Annotated in this window: 23 protein-coding genes, 3 tRNA genes and 5 pseudogenes; 17 read left to right on the top strand and 14 right to left on the bottom strand. The window is 66.6% G+C overall.

All coding sequences use genetic code 11. The features are described from left to right. Positions 1-24: 24 nt before the first annotated feature. A pseudogene (locus tag CN538_RS25910) lies at positions 25-168 on the bottom strand (ferrochelatase); the annotation flags it as partial. Positions 169-347: 179 nt separating this feature from the next. Here CN538_RS25910 and CN538_RS24890 point away from each other — a divergent pair. Both CN538_RS24890 and CN538_RS24895 read left to right on the top strand, forming a co-directional pair. Continuing rightward, positions 348-1,022, top strand: coding sequence for a cryptochrome/photolyase family protein (locus CN538_RS24890; protein WP_340638246.1), 675 nt, complete (start codon positions 348-350; stop codon positions 1,020-1,022). Next, positions 953-1,909: a cryptochrome/photolyase family protein gene (locus CN538_RS24895; RefSeq protein ID WP_340638247.1), complete on the top strand. Its 957-nt coding sequence runs from the start codon at positions 953-955 to the stop codon at positions 1,907-1,909. Before CN538_RS24890 ends, CN538_RS24895 begins: the two co-directional genes overlap by 70 nt. Before the next feature lie 121 nt (positions 1,910-2,030). Here CN538_RS24895 and CN538_RS03265 read toward each other — a convergent pair whose 3' ends face one another. From CN538_RS03265 to rnr, 10 genes and pseudogenes are all read right to left on the bottom strand, one after another. Next, on the bottom strand, positions 2,031-2,333 hold the full coding sequence (locus tag CN538_RS03265) for a DUF6482 family protein (RefSeq protein ID WP_035472366.1): 303 nt from the start codon (positions 2,331-2,333) through the stop codon (positions 2,031-2,033). A 239-nt stretch (positions 2,334-2,572) separates the two neighbouring features. Beyond that, entirely contained in the window at positions 2,573-4,351 is a 1,779-nt protein-coding gene (locus CN538_RS03270) for a bifunctional diguanylate cyclase/phosphodiesterase (protein ID WP_106418552.1), read from the bottom strand. A gap of 114 nt (positions 4,352-4,465) precedes the next feature. Then, entirely contained in the window at positions 4,466-4,759 is a 294-nt protein-coding gene (locus CN538_RS03275) for a hypothetical protein (protein WP_035472372.1), read from the bottom strand. A 28-nt stretch (positions 4,760-4,787) separates the two neighbouring features. Then, the gene (gene dnaB / locus CN538_RS03280; RefSeq protein WP_106418553.1) at positions 4,788-6,173 is read right to left on the bottom strand and encodes a replicative DNA helicase; all 1,386 of its coding nucleotides are present in this window, start codon (positions 6,171-6,173) and stop codon (positions 4,788-4,790) included. Positions 6,174-6,422: 249 nt separating this feature from the next. Further along, positions 6,423-6,868, bottom strand: a pseudogene (gene rplI / locus CN538_RS03285) (50S ribosomal protein L9). A gap of 16 nt (positions 6,869-6,884) precedes the next feature. After that, on the bottom strand, positions 6,885-7,736 hold the full coding sequence (locus tag CN538_RS03290; protein ID WP_106418554.1) for a hypothetical protein: 852 nt from the start codon (positions 7,734-7,736) through the stop codon (positions 6,885-6,887). Between the two features lie 29 nt (positions 7,737-7,765). Continuing rightward, positions 7,766-7,994, bottom strand: a pseudogene (gene rpsR / locus CN538_RS03295) (30S ribosomal protein S18). Positions 7,995-8,017: 23 nt separating this feature from the next. Then, positions 8,018-8,431: a 30S ribosomal protein S6 gene (gene rpsF, locus CN538_RS03300; RefSeq protein ID WP_035472388.1), complete on the bottom strand. Its 414-nt coding sequence runs from the start codon at positions 8,429-8,431 to the stop codon at positions 8,018-8,020. A gap of 335 nt (positions 8,432-8,766) precedes the next feature. Then, positions 8,767-9,583 (bottom strand): annotated as a pseudogene (rlmB, locus tag CN538_RS20710) (23S rRNA (guanosine(2251)-2'-O)-methyltransferase RlmB). Beyond that, positions 9,583-12,004: pseudogene (gene rnr / locus CN538_RS03315) on the bottom strand (ribonuclease R). The pseudogenes rlmB and rnr overlap by 1 nt, the downstream one beginning before the upstream one ends. A gap of 293 nt (positions 12,005-12,297) precedes the next feature. Here rnr and CN538_RS03320 point away from each other — a divergent pair. From CN538_RS03320 to CN538_RS21840, 9 genes are all read left to right on the top strand, one after another. Further along, a tRNA-Leu gene (locus CN538_RS03320) sits at positions 12,298-12,384 on the top strand. Between the two features lie 49 nt (positions 12,385-12,433). Continuing rightward, a tRNA-Leu gene (locus CN538_RS03325) sits at positions 12,434-12,520 on the top strand. A gap of 29 nt (positions 12,521-12,549) precedes the next feature. Next, positions 12,550-12,636 (top strand) — tRNA-Leu (locus CN538_RS03330). A 746-nt stretch (positions 12,637-13,382) separates the two neighbouring features. Beyond that, positions 13,383-13,841, top strand: a complete 459-nt coding sequence (locus CN538_RS03335; protein ID WP_106418556.1) for a MarR family winged helix-turn-helix transcriptional regulator — start codon at positions 13,383-13,385, stop codon at positions 13,839-13,841. A gap of 98 nt (positions 13,842-13,939) precedes the next feature. Beyond that, complete coding sequence (locus CN538_RS03340) at positions 13,940-14,845, top strand: SphA family protein (RefSeq protein ID WP_106418557.1); 906 nt, start codon at positions 13,940-13,942, stop codon at positions 14,843-14,845. A gap of 125 nt (positions 14,846-14,970) precedes the next feature. Further along, complete coding sequence (locus tag CN538_RS21825; protein ID WP_242495530.1) at positions 14,971-15,171, top strand: hypothetical protein; 201 nt, start codon at positions 14,971-14,973, stop codon at positions 15,169-15,171. After that, positions 15,135-15,368, top strand: a complete 234-nt coding sequence (locus CN538_RS21830; protein WP_242495531.1) for a Rossmann-fold NAD(P)-binding domain-containing protein — start codon at positions 15,135-15,137, stop codon at positions 15,366-15,368. Before CN538_RS21825 ends, CN538_RS21830 begins: the two co-directional genes overlap by 37 nt. A 2-nt stretch (positions 15,369-15,370) precedes the next feature. Then, positions 15,371-15,643, top strand: a complete 273-nt coding sequence (locus CN538_RS21835; protein WP_242495532.1) for an SDR family oxidoreductase — start codon at positions 15,371-15,373, stop codon at positions 15,641-15,643. Positions 15,644-15,668: 25 nt separating this feature from the next. Beyond that, a complete protein-coding gene (locus CN538_RS21840; protein ID WP_242495533.1) occupies positions 15,669-16,586 on the top strand; it encodes an aldehyde dehydrogenase family protein in 918 nt (305 codons plus the stop codon). On the opposite strand, the gene CN538_RS21845 is transcribed toward CN538_RS21840, so the two are convergent. Then, positions 16,514-16,840, bottom strand: a complete 327-nt coding sequence (locus tag CN538_RS21845; RefSeq protein ID WP_242495849.1) for a hypothetical protein — start codon at positions 16,838-16,840, stop codon at positions 16,514-16,516. The genes CN538_RS21840 and CN538_RS21845 overlap by 73 nt on opposite strands. On the opposite strand from CN538_RS21845, the gene CN538_RS21850 reads away from it, so the two are divergent. The 4 genes from CN538_RS21850 to CN538_RS03365 all read left to right on the top strand — a co-directional run bounded on the left by CN538_RS21850 (position 16,776) and on the right by CN538_RS03365 (position 21,293). Continuing rightward, positions 16,776-17,051: a hypothetical protein gene (locus CN538_RS21850; RefSeq protein WP_242495747.1), complete on the top strand. Its 276-nt coding sequence runs from the start codon at positions 16,776-16,778 to the stop codon at positions 17,049-17,051. The two genes, CN538_RS21845 and CN538_RS21850, sit on opposite strands and share 65 nt — an antisense overlap. Positions 17,052-17,239: 188 nt before the next feature. Beyond that, on the top strand, positions 17,240-18,085 hold the full coding sequence (locus CN538_RS03355; RefSeq protein ID WP_106418558.1) for a p-hydroxycinnamoyl CoA hydratase/lyase: 846 nt from the start codon (positions 17,240-17,242) through the stop codon (positions 18,083-18,085). 24 nt (positions 18,086-18,109) lie between these two features. Next, entirely contained in the window at positions 18,110-20,257 is a 2,148-nt protein-coding gene (locus CN538_RS03360) for an acetate--CoA ligase family protein (RefSeq protein WP_106418559.1), read from the top strand. A 73-nt stretch (positions 20,258-20,330) separates the two neighbouring features. Then, the gene (locus CN538_RS03365) at positions 20,331-21,293 is read left to right on the top strand and encodes an alpha/beta hydrolase (protein WP_106418560.1); all 963 of its coding nucleotides are present in this window, start codon (positions 20,331-20,333) and stop codon (positions 21,291-21,293) included. Positions 21,294-21,387: 94 nt separating this feature from the next. On the opposite strand, the gene CN538_RS03370 is transcribed toward CN538_RS03365, so the two are convergent. Further along, positions 21,388-22,242, bottom strand: a complete 855-nt coding sequence (locus CN538_RS03370) for a DNA/RNA non-specific endonuclease (RefSeq protein ID WP_242495535.1) — start codon at positions 22,240-22,242, stop codon at positions 21,388-21,390. Between the two features lie 7 nt (positions 22,243-22,249). Then, the gene (locus CN538_RS03375) at positions 22,250-22,525 is read right to left on the bottom strand and encodes an Lrp/AsnC family transcriptional regulator (protein ID WP_106418561.1); all 276 of its coding nucleotides are present in this window, start codon (positions 22,523-22,525) and stop codon (positions 22,250-22,252) included. 206 nt (positions 22,526-22,731) lie between these two features. On the opposite strand from CN538_RS03375, the gene CN538_RS20195 reads away from it, so the two are divergent. Together CN538_RS20195 and CN538_RS25915 are read left to right on the top strand one after the other, a co-directional pair. Further along, positions 22,732-22,938: a hypothetical protein gene (locus CN538_RS20195; RefSeq protein ID WP_164999447.1), complete on the top strand. Its 207-nt coding sequence runs from the start codon at positions 22,732-22,734 to the stop codon at positions 22,936-22,938. Then, positions 22,862-23,026, top strand: coding sequence for a high-potential iron-sulfur protein (locus CN538_RS25915; RefSeq protein ID WP_164999502.1), 165 nt, complete (start codon positions 22,862-22,864; stop codon positions 23,024-23,026). Before CN538_RS20195 ends, CN538_RS25915 begins: the two co-directional genes overlap by 77 nt. Positions 23,027-23,104 lie beyond the last annotated feature (78 nt).

A 23,104-nucleotide genomic window follows, 5' to 3' on the forward strand; every position in this document is an offset into this window, starting at 1 on the left:
GATCGCCAGCAGCGGCGAGCCCTCCTCCTGCCAGACCGAGGCGTAGGCCTTGGCCACCTTGGGCGGGCGAATACGCAGAATCACCCCATGCAGAATCGGCCACCACAGCCAGCGCGGCGCATCGATCACCCGTGGGTCGCCCAGAAACTCCGCCAGATACTCTCTCACCGCCTGGCCGTGGGCGCCGCTGGCGTTCCCAGATTGACCAGCATGACTCCGTAACGGGCCGCCATATCCTCTCCTTGTCTGCCGATACCATCACTTGGCGACAGTCTACCACTCCCGCCTTGCTTAACCGCGATTAACTTATACGATGAATACCATGTGTATAAGTCATGGATAAGATCATGTCGCGCCCCCTGATCCTGATACTCGGTGACCAGCTAAGCGAGACGCTCGACGTCCTCACCGAGGCGCCGGACGATGCCCTCATCGCCCTGAGCGAGGTCAGCGCCGAAGGCCAGTACGTGCCGCACCACCCGCAGAAAATCGTGATGCTATTATCGGCGATGCGCCACTTCGCCGACACCCTGCGCGACAAAGGGTATCAGGTGCACTACAGCGCGCTCGACGACGACGACAATCGCCACGACCTGCTCGAAGAGGCGGAGCGCCTGGCCGAGGCTTATGCCTGCGACGAGATCCGCGTCACCCATCCCGGCGAGTGGCGGCTGTTCGAACGCATCCAGCGCCGCGGCACCCGCTGGCGGCTCTACCCGGACAACCGCTTCTACTGTTCGATCGATGCCTTCGGCGAGTGGATGGCGGGACGCAAGCGCTGTCGCATGGAAGATTTCTATCGTCACATGCGCAAGCAGACCGGGCTGCTGATGTGCGAAGGTGAGCCGGCCGGCGGCCAGTGGAACTTCGATCACGACAACCGCGCGCCGATCGACCAGGGTCTCGACTTCCCCACCCCACCGCGTCACCGCATGGACGCACCACTCAAGCGGTGGCCGAGCTGGTCACGACGCACTTCGGTGAGCATTTCGGCACTCTCGACGGCTTCAACTGGGCGGTGACCCGACGCCAGGCGCTGGGTGACCTGCGCCACTTCATCGCGCATGCGCTGGTCGATTTCGGCACCTACCAGGACGCCATCAGCGACCGCGAGCCGCTGCTCTACCACTCGCGTCTCGCCGCAGCGATGAACATCGGCCTGCTCTCACCGCAGGAGGTGTGCGAGGCGGTGGAGACGGCGTGGCAGGCAGGGCGCGCGCCGATCAACGCCGCCGAGGGCTTCATTCGTCAGATCCTCGGCTGGCGCGAGTACGTGCGCGGCATCTACTGGCAGCGCATGCCCGGCTACAAGCAGGAGAACCGGCTCAACGCTCGCCGTGGCCTGCCGGCCTTCTACTGGCACGGCGACACCGATCTGCGCTGCCTGCAGCGGGCGATCGAGATGACCCGCGACAACGCCTATGCGCACCATATCCAGCGGCTGATGGTCACTGGCAACTTCGCCCTGCTGTGCGGTGTCTCCCCCGCCGCCCTGTGCGACTGGTACCTGGCGGTCTACGCCGACGCCTTCGAGTGGGTCGAGCTGCCCAACACCCTCGGCATGACCCTCTATGCCGACGGCGGCTATCTCGGCTCCAAGCCCTACTGCGCCTCGGGGAAGTATATCGACCGCATGTCGGATCACTGCCGTCACTGCCGCTACGACGTCAAGCAGGTGACCGGCGACGACGCCTGCCCGTTCAACAGCCTCTACTGGCACTTTCTGGAGCGCCATCGCGAGCGGCTCAAGGGCAATCAACGCATGAAGCTGATCTATGGCAGCTGGGACAAGATGGCGCAGTCGCGCCGCGAGGCGATCCTGACGCAGGCGAACGCTTTCCTCGACCGCCTGGATACCGAGCCGCCGTATGGCCGCGGCGAGCATGCCGAGGGTTATCGGCGCCACTGACACGCGCGCACGCCACCGCTATCGGGCAAGTCCTCGTCGACTTGCCGCGGTGTGTGGATGAAGCGTCGGTTGGTTGGGATCGAGGCGCGGATTCAGCGCAGGGGATGGCGCGAGTAAGCGCTCAGAAGACCAGCGGCATACGTGACAGCAGCGGGTCGTGATAGTGCGGCTCGTGGCCGACGATCTCGTCGTTGGCGACCTGCTGGACGAGGTAGGCACGGTGGATACCGGCCTGCTTGAGTTCCCCGTAGACATCGTCGAGCGCGCGGAACAACATCGGCTTGCCGCGCCGTGTCAGTACCTGGGTCGAGCCATCTTCCGGCTCCACCATCACCTGGTAGTAGCGGCTGCCGGCGTGGGCGATGACGCGAATCTCGAAGTTGTCGTGATCGCGGGAAAAGCGTGTGAGCTCCTTGAGGTCCATGGTTCCCTCCTGTTCGGGTTGCATGTGCGAATACGGCGTCCAGCCATCCCTGCTGGACACCCGACTGGCGCGGCCTGGCTGGCCTCGCGCATCCTGACCATTAGGTCGGATTCTTGTTAAGACTATATGTCAGCGGCGACATTTGCAGCATAAGAACGCCGCCTTTCACAACCGCAGACGACGTGAGCCTATCCGGCGGCAGAGGGCTTGGAAATGGCTCTAGAAACACCACCCCCGGATCATCGCTGCAGGTAGCGCTGCTCGCCGCGCAGGCTGACCACCACGCGCCCGTGGGGTGCCCGCTTGGCCGCGCTCTTGAAGCGGCTCCAGAGGTCGCCGAAGCTGTCGATGCGGGCATCCACAGGCACCCGCAGTGCGGTGATCGACAGCCGCGTGTGGGGGAAGAAGCGCAGCTGGTCGAAGCGATCCTTGGCCTCGAAACCGCCAGCGCGGCGCTCGGCCTCCGGCAACAGCTCGAGGCTTTCGGCGGCGAAATGACGCTGCAGCGCGGCCAGGCGCCGGTGCAGATCGGCGGAGTCGTCGAGCAGCATAATGAAGTCGTCACCGCCGAGATGGCCGAGAAAGTCCTCACGCCCCACGGCTTCGCTCAGTACTCGCGCCAGGGTCAGGATCATCTGATCGCCTAAGGCATAGCCGAAGCGGTCGTTGAACGGCTTGAAGTGATCGAGATCGAGATAGCAGGCGACGAAGGGAGTGTTCTGGCGCTGATAGTGCTCGAGGGCGGCACGGATCGGCCGATTGCCCGGCAGCTGCGTCAGCGGATTGGCCTGACGCGCCAGCTGCACCTGCTGCTCGGTGAACAGCTGCAGCAGATTGATGACATGCCCGATGCCTAGATAACGGCCGGCATCGGTGATGATGAAATCCTCGTCACGCATCGATTCGTCGCGGCCGGTGACCTTGCGCGAGACCTGCTCCAGGGGCTCACCCGCCTCCACACAGAGCGCGCGCCGCTGCATCACCGTTTCGACCGGCTGGCGGCCATGGAGATCGAAGCCGTAGCGCTTGCCCAGCAGCGCCATCAGCTGCTGACGCCCGAGCAGTCCGAGCGGCTGATGGCGCTTGTCGATCACCGCCAGCGCGTTGGCGTTGGGCAGGCGACTGAAACACTCTGCCGCCTCGGCCACGCTCGTCCCGGCGGCCAGTGTCGGCAGCGCCACGCTGAGGCGACGGATCTCGGTCACCGCGGCACTCTGGCGCCGCGCCGTCGCCAGCGCCATCAGCTTCGCTTCCAACTCGGCGCGCTTATCCTGCGGCGTCGGGCTAGGCCGCGCGAAGAGCCAGCCCTGGTAGAAGTCGGTACCCAGCTCCACCAGCGCCTGCAGCTCGCCCTCGCGCTCGACTCCTTCAGCGACCACACGGCTCCCCAGGCTATGGGCGATATCGACGATCGAGCGCACGAAGCGGCGCTTCACCCGGTCGTGGTCCAGGCCGCTGACGAAGTGGCGGTCGAGCTTGACGTAATCGGGGTTGAGCTGCGACCACAGGCGCAGCCCAGCGTAGCCGTCGCCGAGGTCGTCGAGGGCGATGGCGAACCCCATCGCCTGATAGTGCTGAGCCGCTTCCACCATCAGATAGGGGTCGATTCCGGGCGACTGCTCGGTGATCTCGATCACGATCTGCTGCGGACTCAGGCCGTGGGCAGCGAGCAGCGCGATCGTCTGGCCGTTGATATGCGCCGGATCGATCAACACCTCGGGGGTGACATTGAGAAACAGCAGCTCGCTGAGCTCGGTGGCAACCCAGCCCTCGACGGCACGCTCACGGCAGAGCCGCTCCAGCGGCGCCAGCTGACCGGCCTCGCGGGCGGCGCCGAACAGCGGTAACGGCGAGGCGTAGGGCGACCCCCGGGGGCCGCGGGCCAGCGCTTCATAGCCCAGCACGCGAGCGGTCGGCACGCTGACGATGGGCTGGAAATGCATGCGCAGATCGCGCGCATCGAGCAGGCGCTGAAGGGCACAAACGGAGGGCGCGGCAGGAGCAGGGGCAGGCTTCATGCCGCTCAGCGTGGCAGCGACCTATGACAGCGCGATGACAGCAGGCCCATGAGCAGGCCCTGCCGCCGTTCACGCGACACCCGGCACGGCCTCCGCCGAGCGCCGGACCGATACCTACTGGTAGGCGGAGGGATCGATCGCCTTGCCCAGGGAATTGCGGTCGATCCAGCGCCCCGCCTTGGCTTCCTTGTAACGGAATACCACGCGATCACCCACCACCACCGGCAGCTCCGCGTCTTCGGTCTGGTAGCTGTAGAGCTCGCCATCCACGGTCAACCAGTGCCGATAGAGATCCGGCATGCCCAGCCACTCCTTGAACGGTCCCTCGCGTTCGAGCTTTTCCAGCTGCCCGCGAACCTCGATCTTGGGGACGCGTTGGCGTCGCCCGCGCTGAAAACCGCCTGCCATAGGTGTGACTCCTCAAACCTTTGATGCGTTACTCGTAATGCTGGCCATAGCTGTCCGGGGCCAGGTCCTCGAATCGGGTGTACTTGCCGATAAACGCCATATGTACGGTACCGATGGGGCCGTTACGCTGCTTGCCGATGATCAGCTCGGCCAGCCCCTTGTTGTCGGGGTTATCGCTATTGTAGACCTCGTCACGGTAGACGAAGGCGATGACGTCGGCGTCCTGCTCGATGGCGCCGGACTCGCGCAGGTCCGACATCACCGGGCGCTTGTTGGGGCGCTGCTCGAGCGAGCGGTTGAGCTGCGACAGCGACACCACCGGGCAGTTGAACTCCTTGGCCACACCCTTGAGCGAGCGCGAGATCTCGGAGATCTCCGCGGTGCGGTTCTCGGACAGCCCCGGGACCTGCATCAGCTGCAGGTAGTCGATCATCACCAGCCCGATGTTGCCGTGCTCGCGGGCGATACGCCGCACCCGCGAGCGCAGCTCGTTGGGCGACAGCGCCGGGGTATCGTCGATGAACAGCTGCTTGTCCTTGAGCAGGTTGACCGCTGAGGTCAGCCGCGGCCAGTCCTCATCCTCGAGCTGGCCGGTCCTCACCCGGGTCTGGTCGATACGCCCCAACGACGACAGCATACGCAGCATCAGCGACTCTGCCGGCATCTCCATCGAGAACACGATCACCGGCTTGTCGCCAGCGACCACCGCATGCTCGACCAGATTCATGGCAAAGGTGGTCTTACCCATCGAGGGGCGTCCGGCAATGATCACCAGATCCGACGGCTGCAGCCCCGAGGTCATCTCGTCGAGATCGCGGAAGCCAGTCGAGATGCCGGTCATCTGGCCCTTCATGTTGAACAGCTCGTCGATGCGATCGACCGCCTTGGTCAACAGCTGACTCATGCCCTGGGGGCCGCCGAACTTGGGCCGCGACTCGCTGATCTGGAACACCAGCCGCTCGGCCTCGTTGACCAGCTCGTCGGAGGCGCGCCCATCCGGAGAGTAGGCGCTGTCGGCAATCTGGCGCGAAGCCTGGATCAATTTACGCAGCGTGGCCCGTTCGCGCACGATATCGGCATAGGCGCGAATGTTGCCCGCCGAGGGCGTGTTGCGCGCCAGCTCCGCCAGGTAGGCCAGCCCGCCTACGCTTTCGAGCTGATCGCGCCGCTCCAGCGCTTCCGACAGCGTGACCACGTCGAGCGGCTGGGTCGCCTCGGCCAGCTCCGCCATGGCGTTGTAGGTGAGCCGGTGCTCCTGACGGTAGAAGTCGTCCGCCACCAGCCGCTCGGAGACCGTGTCCCAGCTGGAGTTGTCGAGCATCAAACCGCCCAGCACCGACTGCTCCGCCTCCAGCGAGTGCGGCGGCAGCTTGAGCCTGGCCGTCTCTTGATCGTTATCGACGCGTTCGTTCATGCCTGGCCATCACCCTCGACAATCCGCAGGCGGAATTTGCCGCACATTATTTGCCCCACACGATTTGCCGCACATTCTACCCAGGCGGTGCCGAGACTCGCCACGCCCGCCGACGCTTCTCGTCCGTGCCGGCCATTCGCGACAGGTCTCCATGAACGACATGCGCCCATGAAAGACGTGCGCCCATGAAAAAAGGCACGTGGGGCCTGGGCCCCACGTGCCTTGAGCATCGCTGCGCGGGGAGACCGATTACTCGGCAACCACCACGACGCGAACGCTGGTACCGACTTCGGCGTGCAGCTGCAGCGCGATGTCGTATTCGCCGGTCTGGCGAATCGGACCTTCCGGATGCGCACTTCGCTCTTGGCGACGTCGAGACCGGCCTGGACCAGAGCTTCGGCCAGGTCGCGCGGACCGATGGAACCGAACAGCTTGCCTTCGTCGCCCGCTTTGGCGACCAGCGACAGTTCGATTTCGGACAGCTGTTCGGCACGGCTTTCGGCTTCCGCCTTGCGTGCGGCGGCCTGAGCTTCGAGCTCGGCACGCTGGGATTCGAACGCGGCGACGTTGTCTTTGGTGGCCGGCACGGCGAGGCCGTAGGGCACCAGGTAGTTGCGGCCGTAACCGGGCTTGACGGTGACCTTGTCACCCAGTTCGCCAAGCTTGCCGATGTTATCGAGCAGAATGACTTCCATTCTCGTGAACCTCTCGTCAATCACTGCGTGTCAGGCGACCGCGAAAATCCGCGAAGGTATCCACCAGTGCCAACAGCAGTACAATCAAAATCGTGGGCCAGGTAGTCAGCAGCAGCGCATAGAAGCCGACCAGCCAGAACCCGCTCATTCCCTTCAAACCGATCAAACCATGAACCAGCGCCACGCCGGCCACCAGCAGCGGCACCCAGGCCAGCAGGCTGGCGGCAGGCACCGCCAGCAGCATGCCCAGCGCGGTGGCACCGAGCAGCAGCGCCAGCTGCCCGCGCGAGAGCTTCAGGGTGTGAAACTCCGTGCGGAAACCGCCGGGGTTGTATAGCCCCGCCTGCCAGCTACGGGCCAGGGCCAGACACCCGATGCTCACCATCAGTACCACCAGACCGGTGACCCCGCCGATGACCAGCGCGGCCATCTGCTGGGTGTCCACGCCCTGGGCCGAGAGCCGGTCCAGCATGCTGGAGACCTCGGTCGAACTGCGTCGCAGCTCATCGAGCAGCGGGCCGGCACCGCCGACGGGCACGAAGATGCCCAGATGGACCAGCACCATGCAGACCGCGGTGCCGGCGAGCAGCGTATCGGTCCAGCGCATCCGGGCACGCAGCACGGTGGCCATCAGCGCCACCAGCAGAATGCTCGCCAGCGGCACCGAATCGCCCTCCATCCACCACCAGCCGGCGGGGATGGCGGCGGCAATCAGCACCGGCGCGGCGCTGGTAAGGCCGCGCCGCAGCGTGACCAGCCCGGCGACCGCGGCGCTGAACCAGAACAGCCAGGGCACCAGCGCCGTCAGCGCTGCCACCCCTACCGCCTGCGGCGTACCGCGCATGATCCAACGGGCCAGTCCCAGCATGACGCCTCGCTATGGTTGTCCGGGCCGGATTACTGGTGGCTGTCGGAGTACGGCAGCAGTGCCAGGTAGCGCGCGCGCTTGATGGCGGTAGACAGCTGACGCTGGTAACGCGCCTGGGTACCGGTAATACGGCTGGGAACGATCTTGCCGGTTTCGGTGACGTAGGCTTTCAGCGTATCGATGTCTTTGTAGTCGATGTACTTCACGCCTTCGGCGGGTGAAGCGGCAGAACTTACGACGACGGAAAAAACGTGCCATGTGAGTCTCTCCTCGAGCAGTGATCAGTTGTCTTCGGTAGCGGTTTCGGAACGCTCGGAACGCTCACGGTCGCCACGCTCGGAGGACTTGTCGTCACGACGACGGCTGCCCTTGTCGTCGGCCGGCTTCATCATCGGCGATGCTTCGGTGACGGCTTCCTTGTTGCGCACGATCATGCTGCGGATGATGGCGTCGTTGAAGCGGAAGATGTTCTCGATCTCGTCGAGGGTCTCGCCGCTGCACTCGACGTTCATCAGCACGTAGTGCGCCTTGTGGATCTTGTTGATCGGGTAGGCCAGGTGGCGACGACCCCAATCTTCGAGACGATGCACGGTGCCGCCGTTTTCGGTGACGAGGCTGGTGTAGCGCTCGACCATGGCCGGAACCTGCTCGCTCTGGTCCGGGTGGACCATGAACACGATTTCGTAGTGACGCATGTTAGCTCCTTTCGGTTTGGCAGCTTCTGCGGGGTGATCGCGGTCACGCGCACCGCGAGAGAAGCAAGGAGTCGATTCCGGATCGCGCAAGCCCGCCACGCGCCGGATATTCGGACCTGTGAACGCCTCGCCGCTCCGTTGCCGGAACGCGCGAGCGCGGCTCTGCGAGCAGAGCCTGCCCACAGAACCGCGTAATTGTAGAGATCGAGGCGACCATGCGCAACCGCCGATTGCCCTGGTGTCGGCAAAGATAGCGGACCGGAGATGGCACATCGAAGAGAGGGTACAGCGGCGATGTACGTTACCGAGACCCGCTGATGCAGCGGGAATCGGCCTCAGCCGCGGGCGGCGTGGCGCTGGCGTACCACCTCGAATAGACACACACCGGCGGCGACGGAAACGTTGAGACTGGTCACCTGCCCCTGCATCGGCAGCTTGACCAGCGCATCGCACGCCTCCCGGGTGAGGCGCCGCATGCCCTTGCCCTCGGCGCCCATCACCAACGCGCAGGGGCCGCTGAAATCGGCCTCGAACAGCAGCGTGTCGGCCTCGCCGGCGGTGCCGGTGATCCACACCCCCTGCTGCTTGAGCTTCTCCAGGCAGCGCGCCAGGTTGGTCACCTGGAACACCGGCACGCTCTCCGCCGCGCCGCAGGCGACCTTGCGCACCGTGGCATTGAGCGGCGCCGACTTGTCCTTGGGCACGATCACTCCGTGCACGCCGGCGGCATCGGCACTGCGCAGACAGGCACCGAGGTTGTGCGGATCGGTGATGCCATCGAGGATCAGCAGCAGCGGTGGCGTCTCTCCCTGCCACTGCTCCAGCCGCCACCACAGCGCGTCCATTCTCGGCCACCAGCGGCGGACAGAACGACCACCCCTGGTGCGCCGCCGGCCCCGACAGCGCATCGAGTACCTCGCGCGTGACCCGCTTCAGCTCGCAGCCGGCGGCATGCGCCTGGGCCAGCAGGTCGTCGAGACGCTGCTCGGCATGCCCCTGCTGGACCCACAGCACCCGCGGCGGCTGCTCACGCGCGAACAGCGCACGGACCGCGTGCACCCCATAGACCGGCTCGAGACCGTCGGGGGTGCGAGGGCGCTCCGGCGCCGGCCGCGACTTGCGCGGCCGTTCGCGCTGGGGACCGCGGGCCATCAGCGCTTACCGCGCCGCGGCCCGCGCGAGCGGCGCTGGCCGCCGCCGCTGTTGTCGTCACCGCCCTGGCGCTCACGCTTGCCCGGGCGCTGCTTGCGCTTGCGCGCCCCCTGTTCGGCAGATGCCTCGCTGGCGCCGCCCTCGGGCTTGCGCGGCGCGGCGTCTTGCGGTGGCGCGGTGCGGCATCGGCGAGATCGAAATCGATCTTGCGATCGTCGAGGTCGACCCGCGCCACGCGCACGGTGACGCCCATCGCCCAGACGATAGGCGACGCCGCTGCGCTCACCCTTGAGGGGTTGCTTCTCCGCCTCGTAGTGGTAGTAGTCGGAGGGCAGCGAGGTGACATGCACCAGCCCCTCGACGTAGACGTCATCGAGGCGTACGAAGATCCCGAACTGGGTCACCGAAGCGATAGTGCCCTCGTAGGTCTCGCCCACCTTGTCGGAGAGGAACTCGCACTTGAGCCAGTCGGTGACGTCGCGGGTGGCGTCATCGGCACGCCGCTCGGTCATCGAGCAGTGCTCACCCAGCTCCATCATCTGCTCGAAGGTGTAGGGGCACCAGGTGGTCGGCTTCTCCACCGGCGCGCCCTCGGCGCGCATCACCGTCTGCGTCTGGCGCGGGCCGCGGATCACCGACCGGATGGCGCGATGCACCAGCAGGTCGGGGTAGCGCCGGATCGGCGAGGTGAAGTGCGCATAAGCCTGATAGGCGAGACCGAAGTGCCCCTCGTTGTGCGGCGAATAGACCGCCTGGCTCATCGAACGCAGCATCACGGTCTGGATGATGTCGGCATCGGGGCGATCCTTGATCACCTCGCGCAGCGCCTGGTAATCCTTGGGCGACGGGTCATCACCGCCGCCAAGGGTCAGACCCAGTTCGCCGAGGAACACCCGCAGGTTTTCCAGCCGCTCGCTGGCCGGCGGCTGGTGCACGCGGTAGAGCGCCGGCAGATCGTGCTTGTCGAGGAAGCGCGCGGTGGCCACGTTGGCCGCCAGCATGCACTCCTCGATCAGCTTATGAGCGTCGTTACGCGTCCGCGGCACGATCTTCTCGATCTTGCGCTCGTCGTTGAAGACGATCTGGGTTTCGGTGGTCTCGAAGTCGATCGCCCCGCGTACCTCACGAGCCTGGCGCAGCACCTTGTAGAGCGCGTGCAGGTTCTCCAGCGACGGCACCAGCTCGTGGTAGCTCTCGCGTAGCGCCTGCCCTGCCTCACTGTCGCCCTCGTGCAGCATGGTGCCGACGTCGGTGTAGGTGAGGCGGGCGTGGGAGCGGATCACCGCCTCGTAGAACTTGTAGCGGCTGATATTACCGCTCTGCGAGATGTTCATCTCGCACACCATGGTCAGGCGATCGACGTGCGGGTTGAGCGAGCAGAGGCCGTTGGAGAGCAGCTCAGGCAGCATCGGTACCACCTGCCCGGGGAAGTAGACCGAGTTGCCACGCACGTAGGCTTCGCTGTCGAGCGCGCTGCCACCGCGCACATAGTGGGAAACGTCGGCGATGGCGACGATCAGCTTCCAGCTGCCGGACTTGGTCTTCCACGCGCACACCGCGTCGTCGAAGTCCTTGGCATCCTCGCCGTCGATGGTGACCAGCGGCGTATCGCGCAGATCGATGCGCGCGCGCTTGTCCTCCTCCAGGACCTCGGCGGATACCGGCGATCTGCTGATCCACCTCGGGCGGGAACTCTGCCGGAATATCGTGGGTGCGGATGGCGATATCGATCTCGAGGCCCGGGTCCATGCGCTCCCCGAGCACCTCGACCACCTCGCCCACCGGCTGCTGACGGGTCTCCGGCTGGCGGGTGATATTGACCGAGACGATCTGCCCATCCTTGGCGCCCTGGCTAGCGCTGTGCGGGATGATCACTTCCTGGCTGATGCGCGAATTCTCGGGAATCAGCACCGCGAACTCAGGGGAATTCTGGCGGAAGACACCGACCAGCGTCTGGGTGTTGCGCGCCAGCACCTCGACGATGGTGGCTTCGTCACGCCCGCGCCGGTCGCGGCCACTGACCCGGGCCAGCACCATGTCACCGTCGAACACGCGGCGCATCTGACGCGGCGGCAGCACCAGGTCGGGCTTGCGGCCATCATGGCGAATCAGAAAGCCCATGCCGTCACGGTGGCCCTGGACGCGCCCCTTGATCAGGTCGAGCTTGTCGATCAGCGCATAGGCACCCTTGCGATCGCGCAGAATCTGGCCGTCGCGCTCCATCGCGGCGAGACGACGACGCACCGCTTCCAGCTGGTTGTCGTCCTCGAGCCCGAGCATTGCGCTCATGTTCTCATGGGTGATCGGCTTGCCGTACTCCTCGAGCCGGGCGAGCAGGTACTCGCGGCTGGGTACGGGATTGTCATATTTTTCAGCTTCACGAGCCGCGTGCGGATCGTCGTCCAACGTCCAATGAGTCATGCAGCCATCGTCCTTGCTTCAGGGTGGGAGTCACGCGGCGGGCGGCAATTGCCGTTATTTACTTTATGGGTCATGCGTCAAGTATAGCGGTCACGCCTCTCCGACCCAACCACCGGCGGCATTGCAAGCGTGCGGAACTGCCGACGGCATCCAGCCCCCGCCGTGATTGCAGCCCGAGAAAGCCCCTGGCGATAGCGGTTTACGCCGCTGAAAGGCACCGGCAAGAGATCGTGAAAGGTTTGTCGACAAGGGCTTGCATTCGATCGCAGAGTCGGTATATACACCGCGCCTTGGCCCAGATGGCGGAATTGGTAGACGCGCTAGCTTCAGGTGCTAGTGTCCTTACGGACGTGGAGGTTCAAGTCCTCTTCTGGGCACCATCGAGGTCGTCGACGCGACGATCATCGAGGTAGACAGGGCCAGGATCGAGCCCGGATGGCGGAATTGGTAGACGCGCTAGCTTCAGGTGCTAGTGTCCTTACGGACGTGGAGGTTCAAGTCCTCTTCCGGGCACCAATCTCGATCCCGCGCAGCAAGCATGACAAGCCCAGGTGGCGGAATTGGTAGACGCGCTAGCTTCAGGTGCTAGTGTCCTTACGGACGTGGAGGTTCAAGTCCTCTCCTGGGCACCACGCTGTCATGCTTCACACGATGTGATGTTTTTGCGGGACACCCCCTGTCCTCGCTGCAATTTCCCCTAGATTGTCCCGTGAGTCTTGGACCGAGAACTGTCTGGATCAGGCTTGGCGTAGGCGTTTTTGCGTCTTTCGCTGGCGTTCTGGACGACGACGCCTTGAGCATCCATTTTCTCCTCACGCGCCTCTGACTCGCACGCTCTCACCGCTCGATCCCTTCCCTTTCCGCTCCATCGCTCTCTTCTTGGGCATTGGCTCATGGCCTGCCTGCGCGCTTCGTCTATCTGTTCCTCCATCCTTCTCTTCGCGACCCGCGCCCTGCTGACCGCACCCTGCTTTGTACGCATCTCACGCATCGCCGACACGTCCACGCGGCGCTCCCGCCGACCCTTCTGGTTATTAGACGTAATGATTATGGATCATAACTAATTTCTTGCGGATACTCGCCTCGCACGTCGCTGCTGTGCATCTGGATGAAGATCGCACCGGCGGCGAATCTGGCCGAGTGATGCTGTTCACCGGCCTGGCTCCTCCATCCGCGCCCTTGCCGGAGACAACCATGCCAAAAACAACAAGGCAAAAAACTGCCGCTCTGCGCTCCTATCGAGCCACCAACCGCTATCATGGGGTGAACGCTTCGGGCTCTGCGCCGTGTCGCGCCCTGCTCCCGCACGCCGGGCGGGGCACTCGGTCGGGGCCCGGTACTGTCTCGCTCTCTCTACGCCAGGCCCGATCCCGCGCGCATGACTTCCGACGCCCCAGCTTCCCCCGATACGCTCGACCAGTCGCGCCTGACGCGTCTGCTCGGGTTTCGCATCACCCGCGCAGAGCTGCGCATACGCCGTTTGTTCCTGGAGTGCATGGCACGTTTCGAGCTCAAACCGGTGGACTATTCGCTGCTGGTACTGGTGGATGCCAACCCGGGCGTCAATCAGCGCCAGCTGGCCGAGGTACTGGACGTCTCGCCGCCCAATCTGGCCATCGTGGTGGCGCGGCTGATGAAGCGCGAACTACTGCGCCAGGTTCGCGGCCAGCAGGATCGACGCATGCAGCACCTGCATTTGACGACCGCGGGCAAGCAGTTACTCGACGAGACCGAGCTCGCGGTCAGCGAGATGGAAGCGCGGCTGCTGGACAGCCTCGGACCCACGCACGGGGAGGCGCTGCTGGCGGCGCTGGCGCGGCTCGAACATCTGGCCTGACCCGTGCAGTCCGGGCACTGCTGGGCCTGGCGCTGACTCTCGCCGCGGGGCTGGTACTCATCCCGCAGGTACTCATCCCGCAGGCCGACGCCCAGTCGATGCCGCAGACAGTGCAGCTACGCGCCGGCATGAACACCGGTGGCACCAGCTTCATGGATGGCTTCGGCCGCCTCGGGCCGGGCTGGACCTACATTCAGTATGCGCGCCTGTCACACCTCGATGCGATCAAGGATGCCAGCGGCGACGACTCACCCGCCTTCCGTGATCCGCAGATCGACTCCACCGCGCTGATCACCCAGTTCGCCTATACCTCGCCCTACCGTCTGTGGGGTGGATGGCTAGGCTTCACCGCCCTGGTGCCGCTGGTCAATCTGCATGCCTCCTTCGCCGACGACAGCCCCGTCACCCTGCGCGACAACGGCTTCGGGCTGGGCGACATCACCTTTGGCCCCTATCTGCAGATGGCGCCGGTCATGCGTCAGGGGCGACCGGTCTTTTCACAGCGTTTCGAATTCGACGTGATCGCCCCGGTGGGCAAGTTCGATCGTGACCGTGCTCTCAACCCCGGCGATGGCTACTGGTCGATTCTTCCCAACTGGGCGATCACCGTCCTGCCCACCCCGGCGTGGGAAATCAGCGCTCGCTTCAACTATCTGTATAACTTCGAGACCGACCGCGCCGGGGCTCCGCCGACCATCCCCGGCTTCGAGTTCGACAACGGCCAAGCCGGGGATGCCGCCTGGGTCAACCTCGCCAGCTCCTACGCCGTCAACGACAAGCTACGCCTGGGCATCAACGGCTTCTACCTGCGCCAGTTGAGCGACAACCGCACCAATGGCGAGCGCGTGGCCGATTCCCGCCAGACCCTGCTCTATCTGGGGCCGGGCGGTTCCTATCGCTTCGACGCCGACAACCTGCTCAACGTCAATCTCTACTTTCCGCTGAAGGTCGAGAACACCGCCGCCGGCAACAGCCTCAACCTGCAGTTCGTCCACAGTTTCTAAGACGCGATCACGCCATCGCGCAGGAGTCGAGACATGCAACTCTACGGCAAGACAGTGGTGGTCACCGGCGTCGCCTCGGGTATCGGTAACGAAGTGGCGCGTCTGGCGCGCTTCACGGCGCCCGGGTGATCGGGGTCGACCGCCATCCGGTCGACATGACCCTGGACGCCTTTCACCAGGCCGATCTGAGCGATCCGCAGGCGATAGACGCACTCGTCGCGGCACTGCCCGCACGCCTCGACGGGCTGGCCATATCGCCGGAGTACCCGGCACCGCCGATCCGGCGCTGGTGGCAAGGGTCAACTATCTGGGTCTGCGCCATCTGAGCCAGGCGCTGCTGCCGCGGCTCACCGGCGGCAGCGTGGTCAATGTCGCCTCGATCCTCGGCGCCGCCTGGCCCGAGCGCCTGGCAGTCCATCGCGCCCTCGCCGACACCCCCGACTTCGCCGCCGGCGAGCAGTGGCTGGCAGCGCATCCAGTGCCCGCCGCGAAAGCTGCTATCAGTACTTCAAGGAGGCGCTGATCGTGTGGAGTGCACGCTGCGCGCAGCCCTGGTTCTCAAGCCACGACGTGCGCGTCAACTGCGTCGCCCCAGGGCCGGTATTCACCCCCATCCTGGACGATTTCGTCACCATGCTCGGCCCCGAACGCGTCGCTGCGGATGCCGGCAAGATGAAGCGCCCGGCGTTCGCCGACGAGGTGGCCGAGGGGATCGTGTTCCTGCTCTCCGACGCCGCGCGCTGGATCAACGGCGCCAATCTACCCATCGACGGCGGCCTGGCGGCCACCGCCCTGTGATCCCTCATACTCCTGGAGAGACCTCATGAGCGATACCCCGACCCGATTTCCCGACCCCACGCGCTGGCACGCCAAGCTGTTCGACGGTGACTGGACCGAGGCAGCCGCTACCCTCGAGGTGATAGAACCCGGCACCGGCATGCCACTGCATACGGTGGGCAAGGCCGATGCTGCCACCGTCATCCGCGCGGTGGATCAGGCCAAGGAGGCCCAGCGTGCCTGGGCCGCCACCCCTCCCCGGGAACGCGCCGCGGTGTTCCATCGCGCTGCCGCGCTGCTCGAAGCGCAGGCGCCCGCCATAGCCAGCCTGATCGCCCGCGAGACAGGAGCGATCCTGCCCAAGGGCGAGCACGAGGTGCGCGAGGCGATCGTGCTGCTGCAGCGCGCCGCCGCCATGCCGCTGCAGGCGACCGGTCAGGTGCTGCCGAGCGAGCCCGGACGCCTGAGCCTGGCACGTCGCCTGCCGCTCGGCGTGGTCGGCGTGATCTCGCCGTTCAACTTCCCGCTGGTGCTGTCGCTACGCTCGGTGGCACCGGCGCTGGCCGTGGGCAACGCGGTGGTGATCAAGCCCGACCCGCGCACGCCCTACGCCGGCGGTTTCGTGATCGCCGAGGTCTTGAGCGCCGCCGGCCTGCCCAAGGGGCTCTTGCACGTGCTGCCGGGGGATGCCGAGGCCGGCCAGGCGCTGGTCGAGGCGCCGGGCGTACCGATGATCGCCTTCACCGGCTCCACCGCCGCCGGGCGCCGGATCGGCGAGTTGGCGGGGCGCCATCTCAAGAAGGTATCGCTGGAGCTGGGCGGCAAGAATTCACTGATCGTGCTCGACGACGCCGACCTCGACCAGGCGGTGTCGGCGATCGCCTTCGGCGCTTACTTCCACCAGGGCCAGATCTGCATGGCCACGGCCGCGTGCTGGTCCAGCGCCGCCTGGCCGCGGCGCTGACCGAGCGTCTGGCCGAGAAAGCGCGCCAGCTGCCGGTGGGCGACCCGGCCAAGAACACGGTGGCGCTGGGGCCGATCATCGACCAGCGCCAGCTCGATCACGTCAAGGCGATCGTCGATGACAGCGTCGCCGCCGGTGCAGTGCTCGAAGCCGGCGGCACCCACGAGGGGCTGTTCTACGCCGCCCACCGTGCTCTCCAACGTACGCCCGGGTATGCGTGCCTTCGACGAGGAGATCTTCGGCCCGGTGGCCACGTGGTCGTCTTCGACGACGACGACGAGGCCGCAGCGTTGGCCAACTCAACCGACTACGGCCTTTCCCGGGGATTCTCTCGGCCTCGGTGGGACGCGCCATGGCGCTGGGCGACAAGCTCCACACCGGGCTTCTGCACATCAACGACCAGACCGTCGCCGACGAGGTGGTCAACCCCTTCGGCGGCACCGGCAGCTCGGGCAACGGCACTAGCGTCGGCGGCCCCGCCGACTGGGAGCAATACACCCACTGGCAGTGGGTCACGCTCAAGGAGACGCCACCGAGCTACCCATTCTGAACGCGGCCGCGGCGCCGCTGGCCGAACTACACCCGTCACCTTTCCGCTGCCCCCGTCGCGCCCTTCTGGCGCATGTCCAGCTCACTATCCGACTCGCGAGGTTTTGCCATGTCAACGTCACACAGCGAAAAGAGACGTCACCTACACCATCGACTCCGGCGTCGCCTGGGTGAAGTTCAACCGCCCGGAGAAGCGCAACGCCATGAGCCCGGCCCTCAACCGCCGCATGCTGGAGGTGCTCGACGCCCTCGAGTTCCATCCCGAGGTTGGCGTGCTGGTGCTCAGCGGCGAAGGCAGCGCCTGGACCGCCGGCATGGATCTGCAGCAGTACTTCCGCGATACCGAGGCTCACGGCCTCGCCGGCACCCGTCAGGCTCAGCGCGAAAGCTACGGCTGGTGGCGCCGCCTGCGCTGGTACGAAAAACCGACCATCGCCATGGTCAACGGCTGGTGCTTCGGTGGCGGCTACGGCCCGCTGTTCGCCTGCGATCTGGCGTTCGCCGCCGAGGAGGCCAAGTTCGGCCTCTCCGAGATCAACTGGGGCATCCTGCCCGGCGGCGGCGCCTCCAAGGTAGCGGTGGAGCTGCTCTCGTTCCGCCGCGCGATGTACCACGCCATGACCGGCGAGCCGATCGACGGCGCCACCGCCGCCGAGTGGGGGCTGGTCAACGAGGCGCTGCCGCTAGCACAGCTGCAGACGCGGGTCGCCGAGGTTGCCGCACTGCTGCTCGAGAAGAATCCGATCGCCCTCAAGGCGACCAAAGATGCCCTGCGCCGGGTCCGCGAGATGACCTACGACAATGCCGAGGATTATCTGGTGCGCGCCCAGGAGGCCGCCAACAGCCATGACGACAGCGGACGCCACGAGGGGCTGCGCCAGTTCCTCGACGAGAAGCGCTACAAGCCCGGCCTGGGCGCCTACGACCGCGCGCACTCCCGCGACGCCTGAGGTCTACCCAGAGGAGGCAACATCATGTCGGACTCATCGCAGCAGGCGTCCCGGCGCCTGCCCGAGGGCGCGGTACGCCGTCTGCTGACGCCGCGGGCCATTGCCATCGTCGGCGCCTCGGCCACCCCGGGGGCGCTCGGTGCCGCGGTGCTCGGCAACCTGACCCGCAACGGCTATGCCGGCGAGATTCACCTGATCAACCCCAAACGTGCGGAGATCGCCGGCCGCCCGTGCCTGGAGAGCATCGCCGCACTGCCCGAGGGGGTCGATGTGGCACTGCTGGCGATCCCCCAGGCCGGCGTGGTGGACGCGGTACGCGAACTCGCCGCCCGCCGGGTCGGCGCGGTGGTGATCTTCTCCGCCGGCTTCGCCGAGGCCGGCGAGACGGGGCTGGCCCAGCAGCGCGAGATCGCGCACATCGCCGCTGATGCCGGCATGCTGGTGCAGGGGCCCAACTGCCTGGGTGGCATCGACTACCGCCAGCGCTTGGCGCTGACCTTCATCGAAGTGGCGATCAGCGCCGCCGAGGCCGAGCGTCACCGCAGCCAGCCGGCGATCGGCATTCTCTCCCAGAGCGGCGCCATGATGACGGTACTCAACACCACCCTGGCGAGCCGCGGGCTACCGCTCGCCTGCGCCATCTCCACCGGCAACGAGGCGTCCAGCCATCTGGAGGATTATCTCGATTACCTGCTCGACGATCCGAAGACCGCGGTGATCGCGATGATCGCCGAGCAGTTCCGCCAGCCGCAGCGCCTGCTGGCGCTGGCACGGCGAGCCGAAGCCCAGGGCAAGCGCCTGATTCTGCTGCATCCGGGCAGGAGTAGCGCGGCCCGCGCCGCCGCCGCTACCCACACCGGCGCCCTGGCCGGGGACCATGCGGTGATGCGCACCCTGGTCGAGCGCGCAGGGGTGGTACTGGCCGAGACCCTGGAGGAGCTCGGCGACATCGCCGAGATCGCCCTGCGCTGCCCGGCACTCCCCTCGGCCGGTACCGCCATCGTCGGTGAGTCCGGCGCGTTCAAGGCGCTCTGCCTCGATCTGTGCGAGGCGCTCGAGCTGCCCCTGCCGACGATCGGCAGTGCCGACTCGCCGGCGCTGCGCGAGGCACTACCGCCGTTCGTCGAGGTGAGCAACCCGCTCGATCTCACCGCCCAGGGCCTGGTCGACCCGCAGCTCTACCGGCGTACGCTGGAGGCGCTGTTCGCGGATACCCGTTTCGGTACGGTGCTGGTCGGCCTGATCCAGACCGACCCGGTCACCTGCCGGATCAAGCTGCCACCGGTGCTGCAGGCAGTGCGCGAAAAGCAACCGCAGTTCCCCGTCATCTGTGCCGGCCTCGACGAAGGCGCCGAGATCCCGGCGGACTATGTCAGCGAGCTGCGCGAGTTGGGCGTGCCCTACTTCCCCAGCCACGAGCGCGCGCTGCGCGCCATCGCCCGGCTGCATCCGCTAGCCACCCGCGACAGCGGGCGCATGCCGCCGGCGTCCCACGGCCTGGCGCTGCCCGAGCAGGGCGGCGTGATCCCCGAGTATCGCGCCAAACAGCTGCTGGCGCCGCTCGGCGTACCCTTCGGCGCGGGCGAGCTGGCCACCTCGTTGGCCGAGGCCCAGCGTATCGCCGCCGACCTGGGTGGCGCGGTAGCCCTCAAGGCCCAGGCAGCGGCGTTGAGCCACAAGAGCGACGTCGGCGGGGTCGTACTCGGGGTCGAAGGCGAGACGCAACTGGCCCGGGCCTGGGAGCGGCTGCATCAGGACCTGGCGCGCCTGGCACCCGACACGCCACTGGATGGCGTACTGGTCGAGCGCATGGGCGCCGCCGGCTGCGAGATGATCGTCGGCGCCCGCCACGACCCGCAGTGGGGGCCGGTGGTGCTGGTCGGTTTCGGCGGCGTCACTGCCGAGGTGCTGCGCGACGTGCGCCTGCTGCCGGCGGATCTGACGCCGGCGGCGGTGCGGCGCGAGCTGGATAAGCTCAAGGGGGCGGCGCTGCTCCACGGCCACCGCGGCAAGCCGGCCTGCGACGTGGCGGCCCTGGCCGAGCTGGTGGCCGCGCTGGGCGCACTGATGCAGGCCGAACCGCGGCTGGTCGAGATCGACCTCAACCCGGTCATGGTCTACCCCGAGGGCCAAGGAGTGCTCGCCCTGGACGCCCTGATGCTGATCGCTTGACTAGGCTGTCTACGAAACCTAGCGGCCACGCCGGTGGGCGTGGCCGCCACACTCATCTGCCGAGGAGAACGCCATGTCGGCACCGTTCGCTCTTTCCCGTCTCGATCCCGAGGTCCAGGCCGTCCTGGGCGAGATGGCGGCGCAGTCGCTGCCACCGCTGGAGACCCTGCCGATCACCCAGATGCGCGAGGTCTACCGCACGCTGGGCGATCACCTCGGCGGTGAGGCAAAGCCCATGCACGAGGTCCGCGATCTCGCCGCCGAGGGGCCGCTGGGCCCGATTCCACTGCGGCTCTACCGCCCGCGTCCGACGGACGCGGCGCCGGCAGCCGCGACGATCTATCTCCACGGCGGCGGCTGGATCATTGGCGATCTCGACAGCCACGACAAGATCTGCCGGCGCCTCGCCCACGCCTCCGGCGAGGCCCTGATCGCGGTGGACTACCGCCTGGCCCCGGAGCACCCGGCGCCGGATGGGCCCGAGGATGTGCTCGCCGCGATTCGCTGGATCGCCGCCAACGCCGCGTCGCTGGGCCTGGATGCCTCGCGCCTGGCGGTGGCCGGCGACAGCGCCGGCGGCGGCCTCGCCGCCATGGCCTGCCAGCAGCTGCGTGACAGCACGGTGGCGCTGCGCGCCCAGGTGCTGTTCTACCCCGGTCTCGACCTCACTCCCGAGTCGGATGCCCTGCCGTCACGCCAGCGCAACGGCCAGGTGCCACCGCTCACCACCGAGTTGATGCGCGCCATGGCCGAGCCCTTCATCGGCGGCTTCGACACCCGCGATCTGCGCGTCTCGCCGCTGCTGGCAACCGATCTGCAGGCGCTGCCACCGGCACTGATCGTGACCGCCGAATTCGACGCCCTGCTCGACGAGGGGCGCCGCTATCGCGACAAGCTGCAGGCGGCCGGCGTGGCGGTGAGCTACATGGAAGTGCCGCGCATGATCCACGGCTTCATCGAGATGGCCGGCGCCGTCTCCGCCGCCGTCAGCGTCCTCGACCAGGCCGCGGCGTTTCTGCACCAGCGACTGGCGTGACCCGAGAGAGCGACATCATGCGAAGCGGCGGAGCTGGCCGGTTCGGTTGGCAACGCTGGCTCAGCTACGAAGGGTGAGCAGCGAATCGCCCCGCTCAGTGATAGCGTCCGGGGCGCCGGGAGACCGCCTCGAGCCCCCAGCCGGCGGTATCGACGTGCCCTTCGAGGCGCTGCTGGACCTGCTTGCTGAGCAGCGGAAAGAAGTCGAGCCCGGTACGCGCCTCGATCTCGTCGATGGTCACCAGGAAACGGTCCAGCGGCTCCTTGCCGCTGACCGACTGAGGCATCAGGAAGGCGATGGCCCGCGGCGTGTTCCCCGGCACCACGATGATCTTGTAGAACGCCTGCGGGATCTGCGAGAAGCCGACCCGATGCAGCCACTGGTCGTCGTAGACCGGCCCGGTCAGCACCCAGACGCTACCGAAGCGGGGCACGAAGTCGTCCATCACCGCCTCTTCCAGGCGCTGCCACAGCTGCCGATTGAGGTGCGGCCGCTGCGGCGTGATGTTGGTCATCAGGAAGCTGTCGAGCTGGGCGCTGCGCCCATGGGCCACTGCCATGGCGTAGTTGGGGGCCATATGGCCGCGGTCATAGCCGCTGCGGGTGTAATCGCTGCTGGTGATCGGCCACAGGCTGCGCCAGTCGGGCGAGAAATGGTCGGGCCGCGGCAGGCTGTGCGGGTTGTCCACCCGCGTCAGCGAATAGCCCACCCACAGCGGGCCGGCACGTAGATCGGACCAGCCGAGCAGGAAGCCGTCATTGCGCAGCACCCGGTTCCAGCTGCGCCAATCGGTCCACTGCCATTCGGGCACGCCCATCCAGCTGAGCTGATCGCGTACCCCGCTTTCGTGGTAGTACCAGAGCCCGCCGATGACGACGACGAAGACGATCGAGATCTTGGAGGTGCGCCAGAGCCGCGTCAGCGCTCCGGCGGATCGACGGCGCCCCACCCCGCGCTCAGAGGCCGACCGAGAACATGGCGTCGAGGTCGTGGCGCGAGTGCACCTGCATGGCGTTGAGCGTTTCGGTATCGCGGATGCCGTCGACGCTCATCAGACGCTCGGTGACCAGGGTCGCGAGGGACTCGAAATCCGGCGTGCGCGCGATGGCGATGAGATCGTAGCGGCCGCAGGTCGAATAGACTTCGCTGATCCCTTCGAGATCGGCGAGACGTTCGGCGACACCGCGAATCCGGCCCTTTTCGACGTTGATCAGAATGACCGCGTTCTGCATCTCTCTCTCCCACCGGCGGGTGGCCCCGGGCGGGGCCACGACAATCAAGAATGAAGGCTCGGAGGCGAGTATATCAGCTCTCACCCGGCGCCTGCGCTTGAGCAGCGCCACTGTGGGCCGCCATACTCAGGCCACGTCCGAGGCCTAGCGGTGGCACGCCGCGCCGCCCCTGCCCATCGCACATACCCACGCCGAGGAGTCTTAGCATGTCCATCGATCGCCGCCGTTTTCTGTGCCGTGGCGCCGCGCTCTCCGCCGGCCTGCTGCTGGCGCCCGGCTGGCGCGCCTGGGCCCAATCCGCTCCGATGCTCGACCCCCGCCAGGCAGGCGCGGGCGGTGCGCTACGTCGAGCAGGCCAGCGCCGCCCAGGACGACCCCGCCTACCGCGCCGGACGGCGCTGCGCCAACTGTGATTTCTTCAGCGCCGGCCAGCGCTGCGCGCTGTTTCCCGAGCACCGCGTCTCTCCCGATGGCTGGTGTATGAGCTGGACCTCGGAATAACCCAAGCGCTTATTTTTACACCCGCTGATGATGGGCGCCGGGGGCAGAGCAAAAGCGAGGGTCCTTTGCCATGGATGG

Source organism: Salinicola tamaricis (genome assembly GCF_003006155.1).
Lineage (GTDB): Bacteria > Pseudomonadota > Gammaproteobacteria > Pseudomonadales > Halomonadaceae > Salinicola > Salinicola tamaricis.